This window comes from Kitasatospora sp. NBC_00070 (assembly GCF_045041205.1).
Lineage (GTDB): Bacteria > Actinomycetota > Actinomycetes > Streptomycetales > Streptomycetaceae > Kitasatospora.
Map to the genome: position 1 here is coordinate 692882 of NZ_CP108247.1, position 20264 is coordinate 713145.

The 20264-nt window shown below is 71.7% G+C and carries 17 protein-coding genes and 2 tRNA genes; 10 read left to right on the top strand and 9 right to left on the bottom strand.

Annotated features, from left to right (window positions below; genetic code table 11):
* Positions 1–25 precede the first annotated feature (25 nt).
* Together OHV05_RS03185 and OHV05_RS03190 are read left to right on the top strand one after the other, a co-directional pair.
* The gene (locus OHV05_RS03185; RefSeq protein WP_405016222.1) at positions 26–958 is read left to right on the top strand and encodes a DUF1918 domain-containing protein; all 933 of its coding nucleotides are present in this window, start codon (positions 26–28) and stop codon (positions 956–958) included.
* Positions 959–979: 21 nt separating this feature from the next.
* Positions 980–1603 carry a DedA family protein gene (locus OHV05_RS03190; protein ID WP_405016223.1) on the top strand — a complete coding sequence of 208 codons (624 nt, stop codon included), beginning with the start codon at positions 980–982 and terminating at the stop codon, positions 1601–1603.
* Positions 1604–1610: 7 nt separating this feature from the next.
* On the opposite strand, the gene OHV05_RS03195 is transcribed toward OHV05_RS03190, so the two are convergent.
* From OHV05_RS03195 to OHV05_RS03205, 3 genes are all read right to left on the bottom strand, one after another.
* Positions 1611–2267: an NADPH-dependent F420 reductase gene (locus OHV05_RS03195; protein ID WP_405016224.1), complete on the bottom strand. Its 657-nt coding sequence runs from the start codon at positions 2265–2267 to the stop codon at positions 1611–1613.
* A gap of 115 nt (positions 2268–2382) precedes the next feature.
* Complete coding sequence (glmS, locus tag OHV05_RS03200; RefSeq protein ID WP_405016225.1) at positions 2383–4209, bottom strand: glutamine--fructose-6-phosphate transaminase (isomerizing); 1827 nt, start codon at positions 4207–4209, stop codon at positions 2383–2385.
* 43 nt (positions 4210–4252) lie between these two features.
* Positions 4253–4528 carry a hypothetical protein gene (locus tag OHV05_RS03205; protein ID WP_057235369.1) on the bottom strand — a complete coding sequence of 92 codons (276 nt, stop codon included), beginning with the start codon at positions 4526–4528 and terminating at the stop codon, positions 4253–4255.
* A gap of 301 nt (positions 4529–4829) precedes the next feature.
* On the opposite strand from OHV05_RS03205, the gene OHV05_RS03210 reads away from it, so the two are divergent.
* From OHV05_RS03210 to OHV05_RS03220, 3 genes are all read left to right on the top strand, one after another.
* Positions 4830–5939 carry a hypothetical protein gene (locus OHV05_RS03210; protein WP_405016226.1) on the top strand — a complete coding sequence of 370 codons (1110 nt, stop codon included), beginning with the start codon at positions 4830–4832 and terminating at the stop codon, positions 5937–5939.
* 63 nt (positions 5940–6002) lie between these two features.
* Positions 6003–7442: a pyridoxal phosphate-dependent decarboxylase family protein gene (locus OHV05_RS03215; protein ID WP_405016227.1), complete on the top strand. Its 1440-nt coding sequence runs from the start codon at positions 6003–6005 to the stop codon at positions 7440–7442.
* Between the two features lie 96 nt (positions 7443–7538).
* Entirely contained in the window at positions 7539–8918 is a 1380-nt protein-coding gene (locus tag OHV05_RS03220) for a GNAT family N-acetyltransferase (RefSeq protein WP_405016228.1), read from the top strand.
* Between the two features lie 513 nt (positions 8919–9431).
* On the opposite strand, the gene OHV05_RS03225 is transcribed toward OHV05_RS03220, so the two are convergent.
* The 3 genes from OHV05_RS03225 to OHV05_RS03235 form a co-directional block, all read right to left on the bottom strand.
* A tRNA-Asn gene (locus OHV05_RS03225) sits at positions 9432–9510 on the bottom strand.
* 5 nt (positions 9511–9515) lie between these two features.
* Positions 9516–9586: transfer RNA gene (locus OHV05_RS03230), tRNA-Ser, on the bottom strand.
* Between the two features lie 191 nt (positions 9587–9777).
* Positions 9778–12129 carry a chitobiase/beta-hexosaminidase C-terminal domain-containing protein gene (locus OHV05_RS03235; protein ID WP_405016229.1) on the bottom strand — a complete coding sequence of 784 codons (2352 nt, stop codon included), beginning with the start codon at positions 12127–12129 and terminating at the stop codon, positions 9778–9780.
* A 644-nt stretch (positions 12130–12773) separates the two neighbouring features.
* On the opposite strand from OHV05_RS03235, the gene OHV05_RS03240 reads away from it, so the two are divergent.
* The 4 genes from OHV05_RS03240 (at position 12774) to OHV05_RS03255 (ending at position 16524) form a co-directional block, all read left to right on the top strand.
* On the top strand, positions 12774–13040 hold the full coding sequence (locus OHV05_RS03240; RefSeq protein ID WP_405016230.1) for a hypothetical protein: 267 nt from the start codon (positions 12774–12776) through the stop codon (positions 13038–13040).
* A 120-nt stretch (positions 13041–13160) separates the two neighbouring features.
* Positions 13161–14423, top strand: coding sequence for a MurT ligase domain-containing protein (locus tag OHV05_RS03245; RefSeq protein WP_403046906.1), 1263 nt, complete (start codon positions 13161–13163; stop codon positions 14421–14423).
* A 137-nt stretch (positions 14424–14560) separates the two neighbouring features.
* On the top strand, positions 14561–15289 hold the full coding sequence (locus OHV05_RS03250; protein WP_057235347.1) for a type 1 glutamine amidotransferase: 729 nt from the start codon (positions 14561–14563) through the stop codon (positions 15287–15289).
* Between the two features lie 209 nt (positions 15290–15498).
* Positions 15499–16524: a 6-phosphofructokinase gene (locus OHV05_RS03255; protein WP_403046903.1), complete on the top strand. Its 1026-nt coding sequence runs from the start codon at positions 15499–15501 to the stop codon at positions 16522–16524.
* 49 nt (positions 16525–16573) lie between these two features.
* Here the strand turns inward: OHV05_RS03255 and OHV05_RS03260 are convergent, their stop codons facing one another.
* Together OHV05_RS03260 and OHV05_RS03265 are read right to left on the bottom strand one after the other, a co-directional pair.
* A complete protein-coding gene (locus OHV05_RS03260; RefSeq protein WP_405016231.1) occupies positions 16574–16948 on the bottom strand; it encodes a RidA family protein in 375 nt (124 codons plus the stop codon).
* Between the two features lie 80 nt (positions 16949–17028).
* On the bottom strand, positions 17029–17496 hold the full coding sequence (locus tag OHV05_RS03265) for an RrF2 family transcriptional regulator (protein ID WP_405021380.1): 468 nt from the start codon (positions 17494–17496) through the stop codon (positions 17029–17031).
* A 127-nt stretch (positions 17497–17623) separates the two neighbouring features.
* Here OHV05_RS03265 and OHV05_RS03270 point away from each other — a divergent pair, with 127 nt between their 5' ends.
* Entirely contained in the window at positions 17624–18625 is a 1002-nt protein-coding gene (locus OHV05_RS03270) for a 2-hydroxyacid dehydrogenase (protein ID WP_405016232.1), read from the top strand.
* Between the two features lie 74 nt (positions 18626–18699).
* On the opposite strand, the gene OHV05_RS03275 is transcribed toward OHV05_RS03270, so the two are convergent.
* Positions 18700–20166: an APC family permease gene (locus OHV05_RS03275; protein ID WP_405016233.1), complete on the bottom strand. Its 1467-nt coding sequence runs from the start codon at positions 20164–20166 to the stop codon at positions 18700–18702.
* Between the last annotated feature and the right edge of the window lie 98 nt (positions 20167–20264).

The window sequence follows — 20264 nt, forward strand, 5'->3', positions numbered from 1 at the left end:
CCGCCCGATACGGCACAGTGGGCGCATGAAGTCGGACCTCGGCACCGCCGTCCCCGCCCGGCGCCGACCGGTACAGCAGCGCAGCCAGGAGCGGTACGAGCGTCTGCTCGACGCCTGTGCGGGCCTGCTGGACGAGGTCGGCGCGAGCGCGCTCACCACCAAGGAGACCGCGCACCGGGCCGAGGTCCCGATCGGCACCCTCTACCAGTTCTTCGCCGGCAAGGAAGCCCTGCTCGCCGCCCTGGCCGAACGGAACCTGGACCGCTACCTGGAGCGGCTGGCCCGCCGCCTCGACGCCGAGACCCCGCCCGACGTCCCCGGCTTCGTCGACCTGGCGGTCGAGGAGTTCGTGGCGATGAAGCGCGCCGTCCCGGGCTTCGGCCACCTTGACTTCGGCCTGGTCGACCGGCTCCCGGCCGGGATCGCCGACGACCAGCACCTGCTCGACCGCGACCTGGACAACAACGCCGCGGTCGCCCTGCGGCTGCGCGCCCTCGGCGGCCGCCTGTTCACCGGGCCCGGCCACCCGCTGGCGCTGCGGGTCGCGATGGAGAGCGCCGACGCCGTCCTGAAGCTGGCCTTCCGCACCGATCCGGCCGGCGACCCGGCCCTGATCGCCGAGTGCAAGCGGCTGCTGCGCCGCTACCTCACCGACCCGGACGGCCAGGTCCTCCCGTCCGGATCGGGCCGGGCGTTGCGACCTCCCCGTTCCCGCCGCACAGTGGAGACCGGGACCGCAACCGGGACCGGCAAGGAGCAGACCATGCAAGCGACGGCAGGCGATCACCTCCACATCCACAGCAGGTCGATCGGGATGGCGGACCGGCAGGGCGAGATCATCGAGGTCCGGGGCCCCGAAGGCGAGCCCCCGTACCTGGTGCGTTTCAAGGACGGCCACGAGGGGCTGGTCTATCCCGGCCCCGACACCGTGATCGAACGTCAGCAGCCCGCCCACTGACCCCCCTTCCCCCGGAGCCCCGTGGACACCCCCGCAGCACTCCCCGGTCCACTCGAACACCTCACCCCACTGCTGGACGGCTACGGCTACCTGGCGGTGGGGGTTCTCGTCTTCCTGGACAACTGCGCGATCCCGGTCCCGGGCCAGACCGTGCTGGTGCTGGCCGCCGTGTACGCGGGCACCGGGCGGCTCAGCATCGCCGCCGTCCTGGTGATCGCGCTGGCCGCCGCGATCGCCGGGGACGCGCTGGGCTACCTGATCGGCCGGACCGGCGGGCACGCCGCAGTCGAGCGCTGGGGCAGGTACGTCCTGCTCACCCCGGCCCGGATGGCGCGCGGCGAGGAGTTCTTCGCCCGGCACGGGGCCCAGGTGGTCACGGTGGCCAGGTTCGTCGACGTGCTGCGGCAGACCAACGGCATCGTGGCCGGGACCACCGGGATGAGCTGGCGGCGCTTCCTGCCGGCCAACGTGCTCGGCGCGGTGCTCTGGGTCGGCGTCTGGGGCGGCGCCGGCTACCTGGCGGGCGGCAACATCGGGCCGCTGTACGAGCGGGTGATGCGCTACCAGGTGGTCGTGCTGGTGGCCCTCGGCGTGCTGCTGGCCGGGCTGGTCGGCTACCGGCTCTGGCGCCGCCGTCGGGTCTGACCGCCCGTCAGCCCGCGGTCCGGATCGAGTAGTTGAAGTCGGCGTGCCCGAAGTGGCCCATCAGCTTGAGCCAGAACGGCATCAGCATCTCCAGCGAGCGGGCGGCCGCGATGTCCCCCAGGTCCAGCACCGAGCCCGCCGGCCAGCCGAACTCGGTCAGCAGGGCCACCACCGCGGCCTTCGCCTCCGGGTCGTTGCCCGCCACGAACAGGTTGTGCTCGCCCGGCACCCGGCCCGGGTCCACCATCACCTCGGAGTTGACGGTGTTGAGCGCCTTGACCACCCGGGCCTCGGGGAACTCGCGCTGGATCTGCTCGCCGACGCTGTCGCTGTTCACCGGCTCCAGGCTCACCTCGCCCAGCGGCGAGAAGACCAGCGGGTTGGAGACGTCGATCAGCACCTTGCCCGCCAGCGCCTCGGCCCCGGCCAGCTGGAGCGCCTGCACCGCCACCACGCCGGAGGTCGCGTTCACCACCAGCTCGCCGAACGCGGCGGCCTCGGCGAAGGTCCCGCTGTGGCCGTACGGACCGGCCTGCTCGGCCCAGGCCAGCGCGGCCACGTTCTCCTTGCTGCGCGAACCGAGCGTCACCTCGTGCCCGAGCGACACCAGCTTGGCCGCCAGCGTCTTGCCGACGGTGCCCGTTCCGATGATCCCGACCCGCATGCTGTGACTCCCGTGCTCGACCCGACCGTGCGGTCACCCTAACCGAGCCACCGGTACGCCGCCGGGAGCACAGGGGTGCCCGTCCCGGACCGGACGGGCACCCCTACCGGACCGGCTACTCCACGGTGACGCTCTTGGCCAGGTTGCGCGGCTTGTCGACGTCCCGATTCAGGGCCACCGCCGCGTGGTAGGCGAGCAGTTGGAGCGGGATGTTGAGCAGCAGCGGGTCGAGCTCCGGCTCGCTGCGCGGCACCAGGATGGCGTGGTCGGCCAGCTTGGCGTCCGGGGTCCGGTGGGCGATCGCCAGCACCCGGCCGGCCCGGGCCTTGATCTCGCCGAGGGTGGTGAGGTTCTTGTCGAGCAGCTCGTCGTCCGGCACCAGCGCCACGGTCGGCAGGTCCGGGTTGATCAGCGCGAGCGGGCCGTGCTTGAGCTCGCTGGCGGGGTACGCCTCGGCGTGCACGTAGCTGATCTCCTTGAGCTTCTGCGCACCCTCACGGGCGACCGGGAAGCCCCGGACCCGGCCGATGAACATCATGCCCTCGCTCTGGGCGTACTCGGCGGCCAGCTCGGCGATCTTGTCCTCGTCGGCCAGGATCTCCCGGATCTGGCCGGGCAGCGCCTTCAGGCCCGCGACGATCCGGCGGCCGTCGGCCGGGGAGAGGTCGTGGATCCGGCCGAAGTGCAGGGCGAGCAGCGCGAAGGCGATCACGGTGGAGGTGAACGCCTTGGTCGAGGCGACCGAGATCTCCGGGCCCGCGTGCAGGTAGATGCCGCCGTCGCACTCGCGGGCGATCGCGCTGCCGACGGTGTTGACCACCCCGAGCACCCGGCCGCCCTTGCGCTTGATCTCCTGGACGGCGGCCAGCGTGTCGTAGGTCTCGCCGGACTGGCTGACCGCCACGTAGAGGGTGTCGGCCTCGATCACCGGGTTGCGGTAGCGGAACTCGGAGGCGGGCTCGCTGTGCGCGGGGATCCGGGCCAGCTCCTCGATCAGCTGGGCGCCCATCTCGCCGGCGTAGTACGCCGAGCCGCAGCCCAGGATCTTCACCCGGCGGATCTCACGCAGCTCGCGGGCGTCCAGGTTGAGCCCGCCCAGGTGCGCGGTGGCGAACCGCTCGTCGAGGCGGCCGCTCAGGGTGCGCTCGACCGAGGCGGGCTGCTCGTGGATCTCCTTGAGCAGGAAGTGCTCGTAGCCGGCCGTGTCGTAGGAGTCGATCTCCCAGTCCACGGTGGACGGCTGACGGGTCACCGTGCGGGCGTCCTCGGTGAGGGTACGGAAGCCGTCGGCGCGCACGGTGGCCAGCTCACCGTCCTCCAGGTGCACCACCTGGCGGGTGTAGCGGACCAGGGCTGCGACGTCCGAGGCGACGAACATCTCCTTCTCGCCCAGGCCGAGCACGATCGGGCTGCCGTTGCGGGCCACCACGATCCGGTCCGGCTGGGTGGCGTCGACCACGGCGATACCGTACGTGCCGACCACGTGGCCGAGCGCGGCGCGCACCGCGTCCTCCAGCTCCACGCCCTCGCCGACGTGCGCGGCGACCAGGTGCGCCAGCACCTCGGTGTCGGTCTCGGAGCGGAACACCGCACCCTCGACGGTCAGCTTGGCGCGCAGCTCGTCGGCGTTCTCGATGATGCCGTTGTGCACCACCGCGATGCGCTCGGCGTTGTCCAGGTGCGGGTGCGCGTTGGCATCGCTCGGCACACCGTGGGTGGCCCAGCGGGTGTGGCCGATGCCGGTGGTGCCCTTGAACCGCGCGGGTACGGCGGCGGCCAGGTCGGCCACCCGGCCCTTGGTCTTGCAGACCTTGAGCGTGCCGGGCTTCCCGATGACGGCCACCCCGGCCGAGTCGTAGCCCCGGTACTCCAGCCGCTGGAGCCCTTCGAGCAGGAACGCGGTGGCGTCCTTGGGACCGATGTAGGCCACGATGCCGCACATGGTGGTACTCCTCTGTCACGTCGTCGGGTGGGACGGGGCGGGCTCAGCCGTAGACGATCCGGCGCAGCTGACGGGTGGACAGCTCGGGCGCCGCGACCCGGCGGGCGGTGAGCTCGCCGGTCAGCCGGTCGAAGATCTTCTCGTTGGTCAGGCCCCGTGCCTGCAGCTCACCGTGGCGGCGGCGGACGTACTCCTCGGTGCTCTCGGAGAAGTACGCCAGCACCTCCGCGATCACCCGCGCGGCCTCGCCGGGCCCCAGCGGGGTGGTCCGGGTCAGGTGCGCGAGCAGGTCTTCGTGAGGGTGTGGTGAGACAGGCACGAGAGGGGAGCCTAGGTGCCGAACGGGCACACTCCAAGAATCCTGCCCGAAATCGGGCAGGGGTTCCCACTATCGGCTCCGGCCGACCGCGATCCGGCCCCGGCGGACCGTCCGTGGTGGTCCTGTGAGAGTGTGTCGGTTCGGTGACCGGGGGGCGCTCTCCTCGTTGACCAGTCGGCCGCTCGGGGAACGGCCGGGCCGACACTTCCCGAATGGCCGTCAGAAGCGCTCGCTTTCCGGCGGGCGGCGCCAGGATGGGAGACGCAACCGTCCGAAGCGATCCGCCGGGGGAACACCGCACATGCAACCGCGACTCTTCGCGATCATCACCGCCTTCCTGCTGGGCGCGCTCGGACTGGGCGCGGTGGCGGTCACCCAGTGGACGCCGCAGACCACCGTGCAGGCCGCCGCCCCCGCCGGCCAGCCCGTCCCGGCGGCCCAGGTCAGCGGCCCCGCCGCGTCCCCCAGCCCGACCGGCGACCCGGCGGTGTGGACCCGCTCCACGCTGCGCAACAAGCTGATGGCCAAGATGGAGGCCACCGACCCGGGCGTCGCACTGGCCGAGCTGGACGCGATCAGCAAGAAGCTCCCGTACACCGTCCGGTTCTGCCACCCGATCGCGCACGAGCTCGGGCACACCGCGGTGAAGCGCTACCACGCGGACTTCCAGAAGGTCATCTCCTTCCCGCACGAGACCTGCGCGGCGGGCTACCTGCACGGCGCGGTCGAGGAGATGCTGAACGCCTCCACCAACCCGGAGGAGGACCTGCTCAAGCTCTGCGCCCCGGCCAACAAGGGCCCGTGCATCCACGGCGTCGGGCACGGCACGATGTTCGTGGCCAAGCAGGACGTGGCCAAGGCCCGTGCGCTGTGCAACAAGTTCCCCACCGACAGCCGGAAGGTCCTCTGCTCCGAGGGCCTGTTCATGCAGCTCTTCGGCCCCGACGAGGAGGACGAGAAGGCCAAGGCCAACCTCGACCCGGCCGCCCTCGCCAAGGACCCGCTCTACCCCTGCAAGGACCAGCCCGCGCTGTTCCAGTCCGCCTGCTTCTTCTACGCGCCGACCTTCTACCTGAGCTCGCACGACTACGCGAACCACGAGAACGTCTTCGCCGACGCGCTCAAGTGGTGCCTCAACGGCCAGGCCAGCGGCGGCGCCAACGACTGCAGCCGGGGCGTCGGCTCCCGGACCATGAAGTACAACCTGGACCGCGAGGACTGGGCCGGCAACGTCTGCGCCACCGCCGCCGACTCCTGGCAGCGCAAGGCCTGCACCCAGGGCCTGATGAGCTACTACACCGTCAACTACACCGAGAACGGTGCGGGCGCCCGGCTCTGCTCGAAGATCACCAACAAGGAGATCGCAGGTTACTGCCGCAGCTCGGGCGGCCTTTCCAGCACTCTGGACTAAGGTCTCTACCACTGGGTGCGCCGAGGAAGTCGTGCCTCCATGAACCCCTGATGGAGCAGCAGCATGACCGACACCGCCGACGACTTCCGCACCGCCGCCCGGGCCGCCGCCGAGCTGGTCTCCGACTACCTCGACGCGGTGCCCGGGCGGCCGGTCTGGCAGCCGATGGACCAGGCCGACCGGCAGGCCCTGCTGGACCTGCCGCTGCCCGCCGACGGCGTGCCGCTGGAGGGCCTGCTCGAGGTGATCGGCAGTCAGCTGATGACCGCTCCGATGGGCAACGGCCACCCGCGCTTCTTCGGCTGGGTGAACTCCGCCCCCGCCCCCGCCGGGGTGCTGGCCACCCTGGCCGCCGCCGCGATGAACCCCAGCTCGGCCGGCGGCGACCACGCCGACGTCCACCTGGAGCGGGCCGTGGTCCGCTGGATCGCCGAGCTGGTCGGCTTCCCGCACCCGGCCGGCGGCGGCATCCTCACCTCCGGCACCTCGATGGCCACCATCCTCTGCCTGGCCGCCGCCCGGAACCGGGCCGCCCGCCGGGCCGGGCACGACCTGCGCGCGGACGGCCTGGCCGGGCTGCCCCCGCTGGTCGCGTACGCCACCGCCGAGACCCACTCCTGCGTCCGCAAGGCGGTCGAGCTGCTCGGCCTGGGCAGCCGCCACCTGCGCACCGTCGCCACCGACGCCGAGGGCCGGCTCGACCCGGCCGCACTGGCCGAAGCGGTGGCCGCCGACCGGGCCGCCGGGCTGCTCCCGTTCCTGGCGGTCGCCTCGGCCGGCACCGTCGGCACCGGCGTGGTGGACGCCTTCGACCCGATCGCCGACGTCTGCGCGGCCGAGGGCCTGTGGCTGCACGTGGACGGCGCCTACGGTGCCTTCGGCGTGCTGGACCCGGCCATCGCCGACCAGTACGCCGGGATGGACCGGGCCGACTCGCTCGCGCTGGACCCGCACAAGTGGCTCGGCGTCCCGGTGGACTGCGGCTGCGCGCTGGTGCGCGACACCGACGAGCTGCGCGGCACCTTCAGCCTGGTCCCCTCCTACCTGCGCGACGAGGCGGCCGGGGCGCTCGGCTGGTTCTCCGAGTACGGGATGGAGCAGACCCGCCCGTTCCGCTCGCTCAAGGTCTGGGCCACCATCGCGAACCGCGGCCGGGCCGGCCTGACCGCCGACATCGCCCGCTGCACCGAACTCGCCCGGCACCTGGGCGCGCTGGTCGAGGCCGACCCCGAGCTGGAGCTGCTCGCGCCGGTCCGCACCTCGATCGTGGCCTTCCGCTACCTGCCCGCCGACCCGGCGCTGACCGACGCGGTCAACCGCGACCTGCCGGTCGCCGTCCAGCTGGGCGGGCGGGCCTTTGTTACGGGCGCGCTCCTGGACGGGCGGGAGATGCTCCGGGTGTGTCTGCTGAACGCGGCCACCACCGAGGCCGACCTCGACCTGCTGTTGTCCGAAGTCCGCAGCGCAGGACGGGAACTGACTGGGCGTCCGACCGGTTCTTGAGCTGAGGGGAGGCAGTTCGGATGCCATCCGCAGACATTTACCAACAGGTCACGGGGGATTCGTGATCGCGAAACACCGGAAGAGCACCATGCTTCCATGGACACCACTTCACAGCCTTCTGCACAGCCGTCCCGCGCCCAGCGCCGCAGCGCCCGCAACCACCGCTGGCGTCGCGACACCACCGAGCTCGCCGCGGTCTTCGTCGCGGTGGCGGCCGCCGACCTGGTCGCCAACACCGTCGTGCACGGCCACGACGGCCCGGTCCTGCTGGTCGCCTCGGCGCTCGCCCTGGTCGCCACGGCCGTGTTCCACGCCTGGTGGGCACACCGCCATCCGCACGGGCCGCCCGGCCCCGACCCGGCCGCACCCCCGGGAGCCGAGGCGGCCGAGGTGACCGGACCGCTGCGCGACTTCGAGCAGACCGCGCTCTGGCGGCTGCGCGCCACCGTCTCCGACTCGCCCGGCAGCCTGGCCCGGATCTGCACCGCCCTGGCCGGGCAGCAGGTCAGCATCGTCTCGATGCAGACCCACCCGCTGCCGGTCGGCGCCGTGGACGAGTTCCTGGTCCGCGCCCCGCTGGCGCTCAGCCGGGCCGACCTGGCCCGGGCGGTCGCCTCCGGCGGCGGCCTGGACATCTGGACCGAACAGGCCGACGCCCACGACCTGGTGGACGAGCCGACCCACGTCCTCGCGCTGGCCACCCGGACGGCGCTGGACGCCGCCGAGCTGCCGGTCGCGCTGCGCCGGCTGTTCGGCCGGTGCACGATCCGGCAGTTCCCGAACGGCGGCGCCAAGGCCCTGGCGGGCGTCGACGGCCACGTGATGCGGCTGCCGGTCCCCTCCGGCGACCTGATCGAACTCAGCCGGCCGCACCTCCCCTTCACCCCGACCGAGTTCGCCCGGGCCCAGGCCCTGGTCGAGCTGGACTCGCTGCTCGGCCCCCGGGTCCCCAAGGTCGAGGCCCGGCTCACCCTCCCGGCCGGCACCGACCTGACGGTCCGTCGGGCCGACGCCCAGGACAAGGCCGCCGCCCTGGCCATGCACGGCCGGTGCTCCGCGGACGCCCTCCGCAAGCGCTACCACGGCCCGGTCAAGGACGCCGACCGCTACCTCGACCACCTGCTCGACCCCCGCCACGGCCAGACCCTCGCGGTCGAGTCCTCGGACGGCCGGATCGTCGCGCTCGCCCACCTGATGTGGGACGACGACAGCGCGGAGGTCGCCCTGCTGGTCGAGGACGCCTGGCAGCGCCGCGGCCTCGGGTTCGACCTGCTCCGCCGGATGGCCGCCCTCGCCCTGGAGGCCGGCGTCCCCACCGTCTACGCGGTCACCCACGCCTCCAACACCGGCCTGATCTCCACCATGCGACGCCTCTCCGCCCCGCTCGACTACCAGGTCGAGGACGGCACCCTGGTCATCACCGCCCACCTCTCGGAGGCCACCGAGCAGCTCCCGACCCCCTGGCCCAGCCGCTGAGCCGACCCGTCCAGCCGCCGTCGTGGTCGGGCAGGGTCCGGGCCTGCGATCCGGTGGCCACGTCCGAGAGAACCTGCTGCCCGCCGGCCCCCATCCGTTCGGCCGAGGGTGCCGCGAGTTGTGCGACCCAACCGCCGGTCCACGTGCTGATGATCTCGGGGTCGATCCGGCTCGGCCGCTTGTCGCCGGGCAGCAGGGCGAGACTCTGGCGGGGCGGCCGGTCGTGCGGACGGGCCGTCATGAAACCGGTCCAGCCGGGCAGGAAGCGGCCCGTGGCGCATCCGGGCTCGGTCACCATGAGACGATGCGGCCCACGCCTGTGGCCGCCTCCGTGCACTGCTCGACGTCCACCAGTACGGCAACGCAGCGGTGCTGATCCCGTGCCAGGAAGGTCCGGCGGAGGGCTCCGGCTCCGAACGCCTTGCATGAATTGCGCAGTGGTACGGGCACTCAGTGTGGCTGGCCGGGGGCGCCGAAAGGCCCGCCACGGGACTGATCCCCCAGTGACGGGCCTGGCACGGGCGGAGGGGCTCGAACCCCCAACCTGGCTGTGTAATGTCCAGCCGCTCTGTCCATTTTGAGCTACACCCGCGCACGTCCACCCGGCCGGACTTGAACCGGCGCTCCCCGCCGAGCAGGCGGTGCTCTGGCATCTGAGCTACGGGTGGTCGCTGGTGCTGATTCTGCGGCACGGGCCGCGCGGGGACCACAGGTTTTCGGGCCCCCGGATGCGGCGGTGCAGGCGGGCATGCAGACGGCCCGCCACCGGGGCTGCCCCCGGTGACGGGCCGTTGTGGTCCCGACGGGCCGTCAGGCGGCCGGTACCGGCGTGAGCGCGGGAGTGAAAACTGGTGGTGCCTTACGGGTACGACACCACGTTGACCGGGACGGTGCCGGTCGGGGTGACCCCGCCCGTGTCGTTGATGACGTGGGTGATGGTGCCCTGGTAGTTCAGGGAGACGCTGAGCAGCGAGTGGAACCGCACGCCGCTCGTGTCGGGCACCTCGAAGGCGTGGTAACTCGCCACCGCCGGATTGACGTTGAAGTAGCAGTAGCTGCCCAGCCCCCACGCCTCGTGACTGGTGACGTTGGCGCCGACCTTGTAGGCGGCGTAGCCGTTGACCGAGGCGGAGCTCTTCCAGGCGGCCTGGTTGGGCACGTCGTACGGCATCTCGTTCTGGAAGAAGATCGTCCGGCCGCCCTGGCCGTTCCAGATCACCTCGTGCTTCTGGTAGTGCTCGACGAACAGGCCGGTGGCGAGCACGTTGTTACCGTTGACGATCAGGCCGGTGTCGGCGGGGTTGACGGTCCAGCCGAAGGTCCCGGCATTGCCGTGGTCGGCCCGCCAGGCCCAGATGTGGTCGATGATCGTGTTGCTGCTGTTGACCACCAGGCTGGTGGTGGCCTTGCCCGCGACCTGACCGCCGATCCGGAAGAACACGTCCTGGATCGTGGTCGGGTTGGCCGCGTGGCCCGCCGCCGAACCGGCCGGGCCGACGGTCAGCAGTGCCTGTGAGTTGGTGGTGCCGGCGTCGAACAGCAGGCCCTTGAGCCGGACCCCGTCGACGTCCGCGACCTGCATGGCGTTGACGCCGTTGTCGGGGACGAAGGTCGGGTAGCCGATGCCGAGCACGACCGTGTCGGCCCGGGTGACGTTGAGCGTCTGGTTCAGGTGGTAGACGCCGGGGGTGACGAACAGGTTGCAGCCCTGGGCGAGCGCGTTGTTGATGGTGGCGGCGGTGTCACCGGCCTTGACCACGTAGAACCGGCTCATCGGCAGCGAGCTGCCGGGGGTGCTGCCGGCGGCCCAGCTCGGGCCCGTCGCGTTGGTGCGCAGGCTCGGCAGGAAGACCCGGTAGCGGTTGGCGCCGTCGACGTACAGGTACGGCACGTCCCGGGAGACCGGGGTGGTGCCGAGCACCGTCTCGGGCGGGGTGGGGAAGGTGTTGGCCGGGGCGCCCTGGACGCCGGAGAAGACCATGTTCCAGACGCCACCGTCCCAGCTTCCGACGCCGCTGTCCCGGGTGTACCACTGCTGCTGGGAGATCGAGGCCATCTGGCCGCTGACCCGGCTGTCGGCGACGTAGCCGCCGCTGGCCCAGCCGTAACTGGCCGGGTACAGAGCCAGGTTGCCGCGCACGTCGATCCGCCGGAACGGGGCGGCCTGCGCCACGGCCCACCGGTTGGTGCCGCCACCGGGGTTGATCGCGAGGTTCTCGGCGCTGCGCCAGAAGTTCTGGGTGGCGTTGCCGGCGTCCGAGGCGTTGAAGGCGTCCACGGTGATGTTGCCGTTGATGACCACGTCACCGGGGTTCTGGCCGAGACCGGCCACCGAGGTGTAGAAGCCGACGTTGTCGTTGACGTTGTAGGTGCCCGGCTTGAACAGGTCGGCCACCCGGTTCGAACTGAACTGGGCCGACAGGGTGTCCTTCATCTGGTCGAAGTGGGCGTCCAGCTGCGCCTGGACGGTGGCGGCGGACATGCTCGGGTCGTAGACGTGCACGTTGGGGCCGAAGTTCGGGGTGTCCGACTGCACCGGGCAGCCGGTCTGGGTGCCACCGATGGTGTAGACCTCGGTCGCCACCGGGGAGTCGGTACGGCCGGCCAGCTGCGCGAAGGCCCGGACGGTGCCGCTGGCGGTGACGCTGATCGGCCCGGTGTACACCGGGGAGCTGCCGTTCGGGGTGGAGCCGTCCCGGGTGTAACGGATGGTCGCCCCGGCCGTGGCGTCCGCGATGGTCACCGTCTGGGCCGAGGCGTACTGCCCGCCGGCCGGGCTGAAGGTCGGCTGCGCCACCTGGCCGCCGGTGCCGCCGCCCTGGGTGTACCCGAAGTGCGGGGTGTCGTACTGCGGCCCGCTCTTCTCGTACGTGAACCAGTAGTCCAGCACGTTGCCGGTGGCCAGGCCGCTCACCGTGTGGGTCCAGGTGCCGGAGCCGTTGACCATCCGGACGTTCTGCTGGTTCGCCGCGTTCACCAGGTAGTGCACGTCGACGTAGAGCGCCGCCGTGGTCGGGGTGAACGAGATCTTCGCCTGGGTGCCGCTGGTCGCGGTCACGCTCTGGGTGTAGTCCGGGTCCGCGGCGACGGCCGTTCCCGGTGCCAGGCCGAGGCCGCCGAGCAGCAGCGCCAGCACGGCCAGCAGCAGCGGGATGCCGCGGGCGCCCTGCCGAGGCCGTCGGACGCGTGGACCGGTTCTCTGGAGCGTCATGGGGTGGGTCCTTCCCTTGTTCATCGCGGTGCGGGGTGTGCGACGGCATGGGACGGCACCGACCGCCCCCTGACGGGGCGGGCCGGCGGCCGGGACACGGGCGAGCGCTGCTCCATGGATGCGGTCGCGGAACGGCGGCACCGGCACGGCGGGAGGGGCCCCCGGCAGGTGTCACGGTGTGACGGGGTGGGCGAGCACTCTCTCTGAGAGCGCTCTCAAAGTCAGGACGGTACCAGCCACCGAAGGGGCGGCCAAGAGGCTGAACCGGAATTAAGCGGCCCCAACTTCCTTGCGGCACAGGCCACCTGAGCGATCTTCAGCAACCGACGCCCCAGGGGCTCGGGGCTGCACCTTTCGCAGGCGCTCCGCGGTCGACCACCCAGGGGCCCGGGGCTGCGCTCTAGGCAGGCGTTCGACCATCTACGGTCAGGGGATCGGGGAACTGCGAGGAGATCTGGCGCCGGGGTCACATGCGAAAGTGCCTGACCGCCTACGCAACGATCACCTTGAACGAGGCCGGCGTCGCAGTTCCCCGAGTCCCTGGCTGCCGCAGCATCTGCCAAGAGCAGAGCCCCGAGCCCCTGACTCCGTAACGGGCTGAGCACCTGCCTACAGCAGAGCCCTGGGCCCGGCCCGCCCTGCTGGTGGCGCGAGCGCTGCGCCGCCGCCTGACCGCCGATCCCGCGCTGCTGGGCCGGGGGGACTGCGGCCTGGAGTGGGTCCTCGCCGAGAACGACGAGCCGGAGCGGATCCGGCTCCGGTTCCGGAACTCCGCACCGGACGGCGCCGTCCGCTCCCTGATGCTGCCGGTACCGGTGGACGGGCGGCCGCCCGGGGAGCAGGCCGCGGCGATCGCGTCCCGGCTGATGGTGCACGATCCGGTGGACGGGGCCACCACCACCTGGGACTGACCGACCGGTCGGCCTGAGCAGGCGTCAGAAGCGCCCCTGCGCGGTGCGGCGGGACGGAGTGGGTAGGCTGGCCCCGTTCTGCCGCGCTAGCGGCGCCGCAGCAAGGAGGAACCACAGAGCATGCCAGGCCCCGATTCGGAAGCCGCAGCCGTACGCGACGCCTCGCTGCCCGCCCGTGCCAAGATCGCCGTGACGGCCGGCCGGGTGGCCGCCGCCCTGTCGCAGAAGGCCGGCCGCGGCAGTGGCTCGGTGATCGGCGGCAAGATCGCCCTCAAGCTGGACCCCGACCTGCTGGCGACCCTCTCCGACCACCTCGACGTGGTGCTGGTGAGCGCGACCAACGGCAAGACCACCACCACCCGCCTGATCGCCGAGGCGCTCCGCGCCGCCGGACCGGTGGTCTCCAACGCGCTCGGCGCGAACATGCCCGCCGGGATCACCGCCGCCCTCGCCGGTGGCAGCGAGGCGCGGTTCGGCGTGATCGAGGTGGACGAGAAGTACCTGGCCGGCGTCGCCCGCGACACCCGGCCGAAGGCCATAGCGCTGCTCAACCTCTCCCGCGACCAGCTGGACCGCGCCGCCGAGACCCGGATGATGGCCGAGAAGTGGCGCGAGGGCCTGCAGGACACCGACGCGGTGATCATCGCGAACGCGGACGACCCGCTGGTGACCTGGGCCGCCTCGTCCTGCCGCAAGGTGGTCTGGGTGGCCGCCGGTCAGGCGTGGAAGGAGGACGCCTGGTCCTGCCCGTCCTGCGGTGGCGTGATGCAGCGTCCGGGCGACGACTGGTTCTGCCAGGACTGCGGCTTCCGCCGTCCGCAGCCGCACTGGGCGCTCCAGGGCACCCACGTGATCGACCCGCAGCGCGGCGCCTGGCCGATCCAGCTCCAGCTGCCGGGCCGGGCCAACCTGGCCAACGCGACCAGCTCCGCCGCGGTGGCCGCCGTCTTCGGCGTCGCCCCGCAGGTCGCGCTGCAGCGGATGCAGGCCGTCACGGCGGTCGCGGGCCGCTACGACGTGGTGCAGTACCTGGGCCGCGACGTCCGGCTGCTGCTGGCGAAGAACCCGGCCGGCTGGCTGGAGACGTTCTCGCTGATCGACCAGCCGCCGGCCCCGGTGATCCTCTCGGTGAACGCGCTGGACGCGGACGGCACCGACACCTCCTGGCTGTGGGACGTGGACTACGAGCGGCTGTCCGGCCACCCGATCTTCGTGATGGGCCAGCGCAAGCTGGACCTGGCGGTCCGGCTGGAGGTGGCGGGTCTGCAGTTCCAGGTGGTGGACTCGCTGGAGCAGGCGGTCCGGATGGCCCCGCCCGGACGGATCGAGGCGATCGCCAACTACACGGCGTTCCAGCAGCTGCGCAAGGCGGTGGCGAACTGATGGCGACTCCCCCGTTCCAGAAGAACCCGTACCAGGGCAACCCCTACCAGCAGCCGGTGCACCCCGGCGCGCCGCAGCAGCCCGCGTACCCCACCGAGCCGCCCCAGGTGCGGCCGCAGTCCGGAAGGTCCCAGAGGATGAGCGAGAGCAGCCTGCGCCTGGTCTGGGTCTACCCGGACCTGCTGAGCACCTACGGCGACCGGGGCAACGCACTCGTGGTCGAGCGCCGGGCCCGCCAGCGCGGCCTGAACGTGCAGCGGATCGACGTCCGTTCGGACCAGGCGGTGCCGACCAGCGGCGACATCTACCTGATCGGCGGCGGTGAGGACCGCCCGCAGCGGCTCGCGGCCGAGCGGCTCGCGGCGGACCAGGGTCTGGTCCGGGCGGCCGAGAACGGCGCGATCATCTTCTCGGTCTGCGCCGGCTACCAGATCCTCGGGCACGAGTTCCTGAACGACCGGGGCGAGCGCCAGCCGGGCCTGGGCCTGCTGGACGTCTGGACCGGCCGGGGCGAGGGCGCCCGCTGCGTCGGCGACGTGCTGGCCGAGACCGACCCCCAGCTGAACCTCCCTCAGCTCACCGGCTTCGAGAACCACCAGGGCATCACCCACCTGGGCCAGGGCGTCAAGCCGCTCGCCCAGGTCCAGGTCGGCCGGGGCAACGGCACCGGCGACGGCACCGAGGGCGCCTGGCGGGACACCATCTTCGGCACCTACCTGCACGGCCCGGTGATGGCCCGCAACCCCGCCGTCGCCGACATGCTGATCAAGCTGGCGCTGGACGTGAACGCGCTCCCGCCGGCCGACACCACCTGGTACGACGCGCTCCGCGCGGAGCGGATCTCGGCGACCCGTCAGCCCGCCTGAGCTGTCCAAGGGTTGAACAGGGGTCAACACCCCCCCGCGATCCGTCACACAATGGAAGAGCCGAACGCACCACCCTCCTGAGGCGTTCGGCGCAGTACCGCGAGGGCCGGGTCAAGGGTGACCCGGCCCACATCGGCGCCTGCCCGGTCGGATCCGGGCGCCGTATGGTGGAAGTCCGGCTGTCCGTACTGTTCGGGAGTTGCAAAGCAATGCGTATTGGTGTGCTGACCAGCGGCGGTGACTGCCCTGGCCTGAACGCTGTGATCCGTTCCGTGGTCCACCGGGGGGTGGTCGACCACGGCGACGAGATCATCGGGTTCCAGGACGGCTGGCGCGGTCTCCTGGAGGGCGTCCACCGCCCGCTCACCCTCGACTCGGTGAGCGGCATCCTCGCCCAGGGCGGCACCATCCTCGGCTCCTCCCGGGTCCAGCCGAGCCACCTGCGGGACGGCGTCGAGCGGGCCAAGCAGTACTGCGCGGACCTCGGCATCGACGCGGTGATCCCGATCGGCGGCGAGGGCACCCTGAAGGCCGCCAAGCTGATGAGCGACGGCGGGCTGCCGGTGATCGGGGTCCCGAAGACCATCGACAACGACATCGCCTGCACCGACGTGACCTTCGGCTTCGACACCGCCGTCTCGGTCGCCACCGACGCGCTGGACCGGCTGAAGACCACCGCCGAGTCGCACCAGCGGGTCATGGTGGTCGAGGTGATGGGCCGTCACACCGGCTGGATCGCGCTGAACGCGGGCATGGCCGCCGGTGCGCACGCGATCGTGGTGCCCGAGCGCCCGTTCCACATCGACAAGCTGACCGAAGTGGTCCGCGAGCGCTTCGACCGGAACAAGAAGTTCGCCATCGTGGTCTGCGCCGAGGGCGCCAAGCCCGAGCCCGGCTCCATGCACTGGGAGGAGGGCGTGAAGGACATCTACGGCCACGAGCGGTTCACCGGCATCGCCAACCAGCTCTCCCGCGAGCTGGAGCACCGCCTCGGCAAGGAGGCCAAGCCGGTCATCCTCGGCCACACCCAGCGCGGCGGCACCCCCACCGCCTACGACCGCGTCCTCGCCACCCGCTTCGGCTGGCACGCCGTCGAAGCCGCCCACAAGGGCGCCTTCGGCCACATCACCGCCCTCCAGGGCACCGAGATCCGCCTCGTCCCCCTCGCCGACGCGGTCGCCGACCTCAAGACCGTCCCGGCCGAACGCTACGTCGAGGCCGAGACCGTCATCTGACGCTCCCCCGGCAGGGCGGGCCCGTTTCCGGGCCCGCCCTGCTGCGTGCTCAGCGCACCGCGACCGCGTCGATCTCGAACAGCATCCCCGGCAGAGCGAGCGCCGCCACGCCCGACAGGGTTTGGGCCGGCGGGCGGTCGCCCCAGATCGCGGTGAGCTGCTCGACCAGTTCTGCCAGCTTCTCCAGGTCGTGGTCGACCACGAAGCTGCCGAGCCGGACCACGTGCTGGTAGTCCAGGCCGACGGCGGCCAGGGCGGTGCCGAGGTTGGCCAGCGAGCGGCGGACCTGCTCGGCGAAGTCGCCCGGGACCAGGTTGCCGTCGGCGTCGGCCGCGTACTGGCCGGCGATCCAGGCGGTGCCGTCGGCGGTGACCGCCGCCTGGCTGTAGCCGAAGGCGGTCGGGTTGACGATGGTGTGCGACATGGTGGTGGTTCCCCTCGATGTTCTTGACATTGAGTATCCAGAATCAACCGCGCAGGCGGCCCGGCCCACGACGCCCGAGCTCACCCGAACCAGCGCCGGATCCGCCCCGGCACGCCCGGCATCGTGCGCTCGACGTCGGCCGACAGCTCCGCCAGCGTCTGCCCGGCCAGCTCCCGGCGCCAGGCCAGCTCGGCCCGGCCCATCGCCCGGTCGATCAGGCAGCGCTCCGGATCGCGGCCCGGCGCCTGCGCGCCGGGCCCCTGGGTGATGATCTCGGTACAGCGAAAGGCCGGCTCCGGCCCCTCGATCGCCGCCACCACGTCCATCAGGGTGATCCGCTCCAGCGGCCTGGCCAGCCGGAAGCCGCCCTTGGGGCCGGAGGTGGAGCTGACGATCCCGGCCCGGGCGAGCGCCTGGAGCTGCTTGTTGAGATAGGCGGGCGGCAGCTCGTAGTACCCCGCGAGCTTCACCGCCGGCACCGCCCGCTCCTCGCCGATCCAGGCCAGGTTGAGGCAGCAGTGCAGGGCCCACTCGACGCCCTCGCCCATCTTCATAACCTGGACTCTACATATCCAGAATAATGAGGGCAAGCGGATCGCGCGCCGCTGAGCCCCCGTCACCACCGGGGCGGCTAGCGTGCACAGTGCCGGTGCCACCGCCTGGAGGAGCAGCCCGATGAAGATCCTCGCCTACGGGGTCCAGTCCGACGAGAAGCCGATGCTGCACACCGCCTTCGACGGCGGCCACCAGCTCCGCTCGCTCTCCGTCTTCCTCAACCAGGACACCGCCCCGCTGGCCGTCGGGTATCCGGCCGTCAGCACCAGCGTCAACTGCGAGCTCGACGCCGAGGTGCTCGCCCTGCTCGCGGCCGGCGGGACGCGGCTGATCGCCCAGCGCTCCACCGGCTTCAACAACATCGACCTGGACGCCGCCGCCGGGCTCGGCATCACCGTCGCCCGGGTCTCGTACTACAGCCCGTACGCGGTCGCCGAACACGCCTGGACCCTGGCCCTCGCGGTGAACCGCCGGCTCACCCGGGCCGCGAACCGCTCCCGCGAGTTCGACTTCCGCCTCGACGGACTGCTCGGCCGCGACATCCACGGCATGACCGTCGGGGTGATGGGCACCGGCAAGATCGGCGAGTGCTTCGCCCGGATCGCGCACGGCTTCGGCACCGAGCTGCTCGGCTGGGACGTCGCCGAGAACCCCGCCTGCCTGGAGCTCGGCATGACGTACGTCGACCGCGCCGACCTGCTCGCCCGGAGCGACCTGATCAGCCTGCACGTCCCGCTGCTGCCCGACACCCACCACGTGATCGACGGCGCCGCCCTCGCCCTGATGAAGGACGACGCCATCCTGATCAACTCCAGCCGGGGCGGCCTCATCGACACCGCCGCCCTGGTGGAGGCCCTCCGGCACGGCCGGCTCTCCGGCGTCGGCCTGGACGTCTACGAGGAGGAGACCGGCATCTTCTTCTACGACCGCTCGCTGGAGGGCATCGACGACGACACCCTGGCCCGCCTGGTCACCTTCCCCCAGGTCCTGGTGACCTCCCATCAGGCCTACTTCACCCACACCGCAGTCGGCCAGATCATCGACGCCACCGTCCGCAACGTCGAGGACTTCGAGGCCGGCCGCCGCAGCGAGAACATCCTCGTCCCGGCCCCCGCAGGCTGAACCCCCCGGAACCGCCGTACCGCATAGGGCACCTGGGAACAGGAAGGTCCCCTGCGGAGCGTCTCGGCCCGGTGCTACGAGGCGGTCGAGCTGAGGTCGGCGGCTCCGCCGCGGGTCTGCGCGGGCAGCGCGGCGCCCCGGATCCGCCGGGCCCGGCGGGCGAGCAGCGGGTAGAGCAGGAACGATCCGAGGACCACCACCACGCCGTACGTCACCGCCTGGGTCCCGCTCTCCACGTACTGCTGCCAGGCGGCCCAGGCGCAGACCGCCAGCAGGCTGGCCACGATCGCGCCGATGCTCCACCAGCCGCCGGGGATCCGGTAGGGGCGCTCCAGGTCGGGTTCCTTGAGGCGCAGGGCGATCAGGGCGGCGACCTCCAGCAGGATCCCGATGTTGGTGAGGAAGACGTCGAAGATCACCAGGTTGGTGAAGCTGCTGAGGCAGAACACCGCGTAGATCAGGGCGGACCCGACCACGGACGCGATCGGCACCCGGTAGCGCGGACTCTCCTTGGCGAGCCAGGCCGGGAAGTAGCCGTCCTTGGCGAGGACCACCGGGAGCCGCGAGTTGGAGGCCAGCAGGGCCGAGAACATCGCCACCGCGGCGAACATGCCGCCCACCGTGACGGTGATCTGGAGCCAGGGTCCGGCCAGTTGCTCGGCCACCGCGGAGAACGCCCCGGCCTCCCAGCTGCGCCAGCCCGCCTCGCCGTCCGCGCCGGTGGCCAGCGAGGCGATGGTGGGCAGCAGGTAGCCCACCATGATCAGCACGATCGACACCGCGAGCGCCCGGGGCAGGTGACGGCGCGGGTTCTCCATCTCGCCGGCCACGTTGGACACGCTGTCCCAGCCGCAGTAGTTCCACATCACGATGAACAGGCCCGCCCCGAAGGCGTTCCAGGTCGACTGGTCGGAGCCGGTGGTCAGGGAGCCGACCGGGTTCGTCCCGTCGCTCACCAGATGGGTGATGCCGATCACCGAGAGGATCAGCATCGGGACCAGGCACACCACCGCGAAGACCACCGACGACTCACCGACCCAGCCCGCACCGAGCAGGTTGAGGAGCGTGAACACCACGATCACCGCGGCGCAGATGAACCAGTTGAGGTCGAACTGCAGGTTCCCCAGCCGGAACAGCACGTGCTCACCGGGGGCGACCGCGCCGACCAGGCTCTGCAGGTAGCTGGTGAAAAGGACGGGGTAGACGGCCATGTCGACGAAGCTGCACACCCACTGCAGCACGCCCTGCTGGAAACCCCAGAACCTGCCGAGTCCGCGCTTGACCCAGTGGTAGTACCCGCCTTCCTCCGGCATCGCCGTACCCAGCTCCGCGACCACGAGCGCGTGCGGCACGCTGTAGATCAGCGGTGTGACCACGATCAGCAGGATGGCCATGCCGGGCCCGGAGGTGGAGAACAGTTCCTCGATCCCGTAGGCGCCGCCGGACACGCTGAAGAAGATCAGCGCCACCAGCGGCATCAGCCGCACCCGCCTGGGCGAGGGCAGTCTGGTCGGGACGGGGGCCACCGGAAAAGCCGTCATGTTCACCTCGGAGTGGTCGGCGCACGGATCGTGGGGGATCCGGATCACCTGGTCGGCCACCGCACGGCGCCGAGGGGGTCGGCGGTGGAGACCGGACG

What these genes read in the sequence shown, in the direction of transcription:
- OHV05_RS03235 (WP_405016229.1), bottom strand. Translation starts at nt 12,129, where the DNA reads ATGACGCTCCAGAGAACCGGTCCACGCGTCCGACGGCCTCGGCAGGGC.
- OHV05_RS03195 (WP_405016224.1), bottom strand. Translation starts at nt 2,267, where the DNA reads ATGCGGGTCGGGATCATCGGAACGGGCACCGTCGGCAAGACGCTGGCG.
- OHV05_RS03185 (WP_405016222.1), top strand. Translation starts at nt 26, where the DNA reads ATGAAGTCGGACCTCGGCACCGCCGTCCCCGCCCGGCGCCGACCGGTA.
- OHV05_RS03250 (WP_057235347.1), top strand. Translation starts at nt 14,561, where the DNA reads ATGAGCGAGAGCAGCCTGCGCCTGGTCTGGGTCTACCCGGACCTGCTG.
- OHV05_RS03275 (WP_405016233.1), bottom strand. Translation starts at nt 20,166, where the DNA reads ATGACGGCTTTTCCGGTGGCCCCCGTCCCGACCAGACTGCCCTCGCCC.
- OHV05_RS03245 (WP_403046906.1), top strand. Translation starts at nt 13,161, where the DNA reads ATGCCAGGCCCCGATTCGGAAGCCGCAGCCGTACGCGACGCCTCGCTG.
- glmS (WP_405016225.1), bottom strand. Translation starts at nt 4,209, where the DNA reads ATGTGCGGCATCGTGGCCTACATCGGTCCCAAGGACGCCACCGCGTTC.
- OHV05_RS03210 (WP_405016226.1), top strand. Translation starts at nt 4,830, where the DNA reads ATGCAACCGCGACTCTTCGCGATCATCACCGCCTTCCTGCTGGGCGCG.
- OHV05_RS03220 (WP_405016228.1), top strand. Translation starts at nt 7,539, where the DNA reads ATGGACACCACTTCACAGCCTTCTGCACAGCCGTCCCGCGCCCAGCGC.
- OHV05_RS03260 (WP_405016231.1), bottom strand. Translation starts at nt 16,948, where the DNA reads ATGTCGCACACCATCGTCAACCCGACCGCCTTCGGCTACAGCCAGGCG.
- OHV05_RS03265 (WP_405021380.1), bottom strand. Translation starts at nt 17,496, where the DNA reads ATGGGCGAGGGCGTCGAGTGGGCCCTGCACTGCTGCCTCAACCTGGCC.
- OHV05_RS03215 (WP_405016227.1), top strand. Translation starts at nt 6,003, where the DNA reads ATGACCGACACCGCCGACGACTTCCGCACCGCCGCCCGGGCCGCCGCC.
- OHV05_RS03270 (WP_405016232.1), top strand. Translation starts at nt 17,624, where the DNA reads ATGAAGATCCTCGCCTACGGGGTCCAGTCCGACGAGAAGCCGATGCTG.
- OHV05_RS03255 (WP_403046903.1), top strand. Translation starts at nt 15,499, where the DNA reads ATGCGTATTGGTGTGCTGACCAGCGGCGGTGACTGCCCTGGCCTGAAC.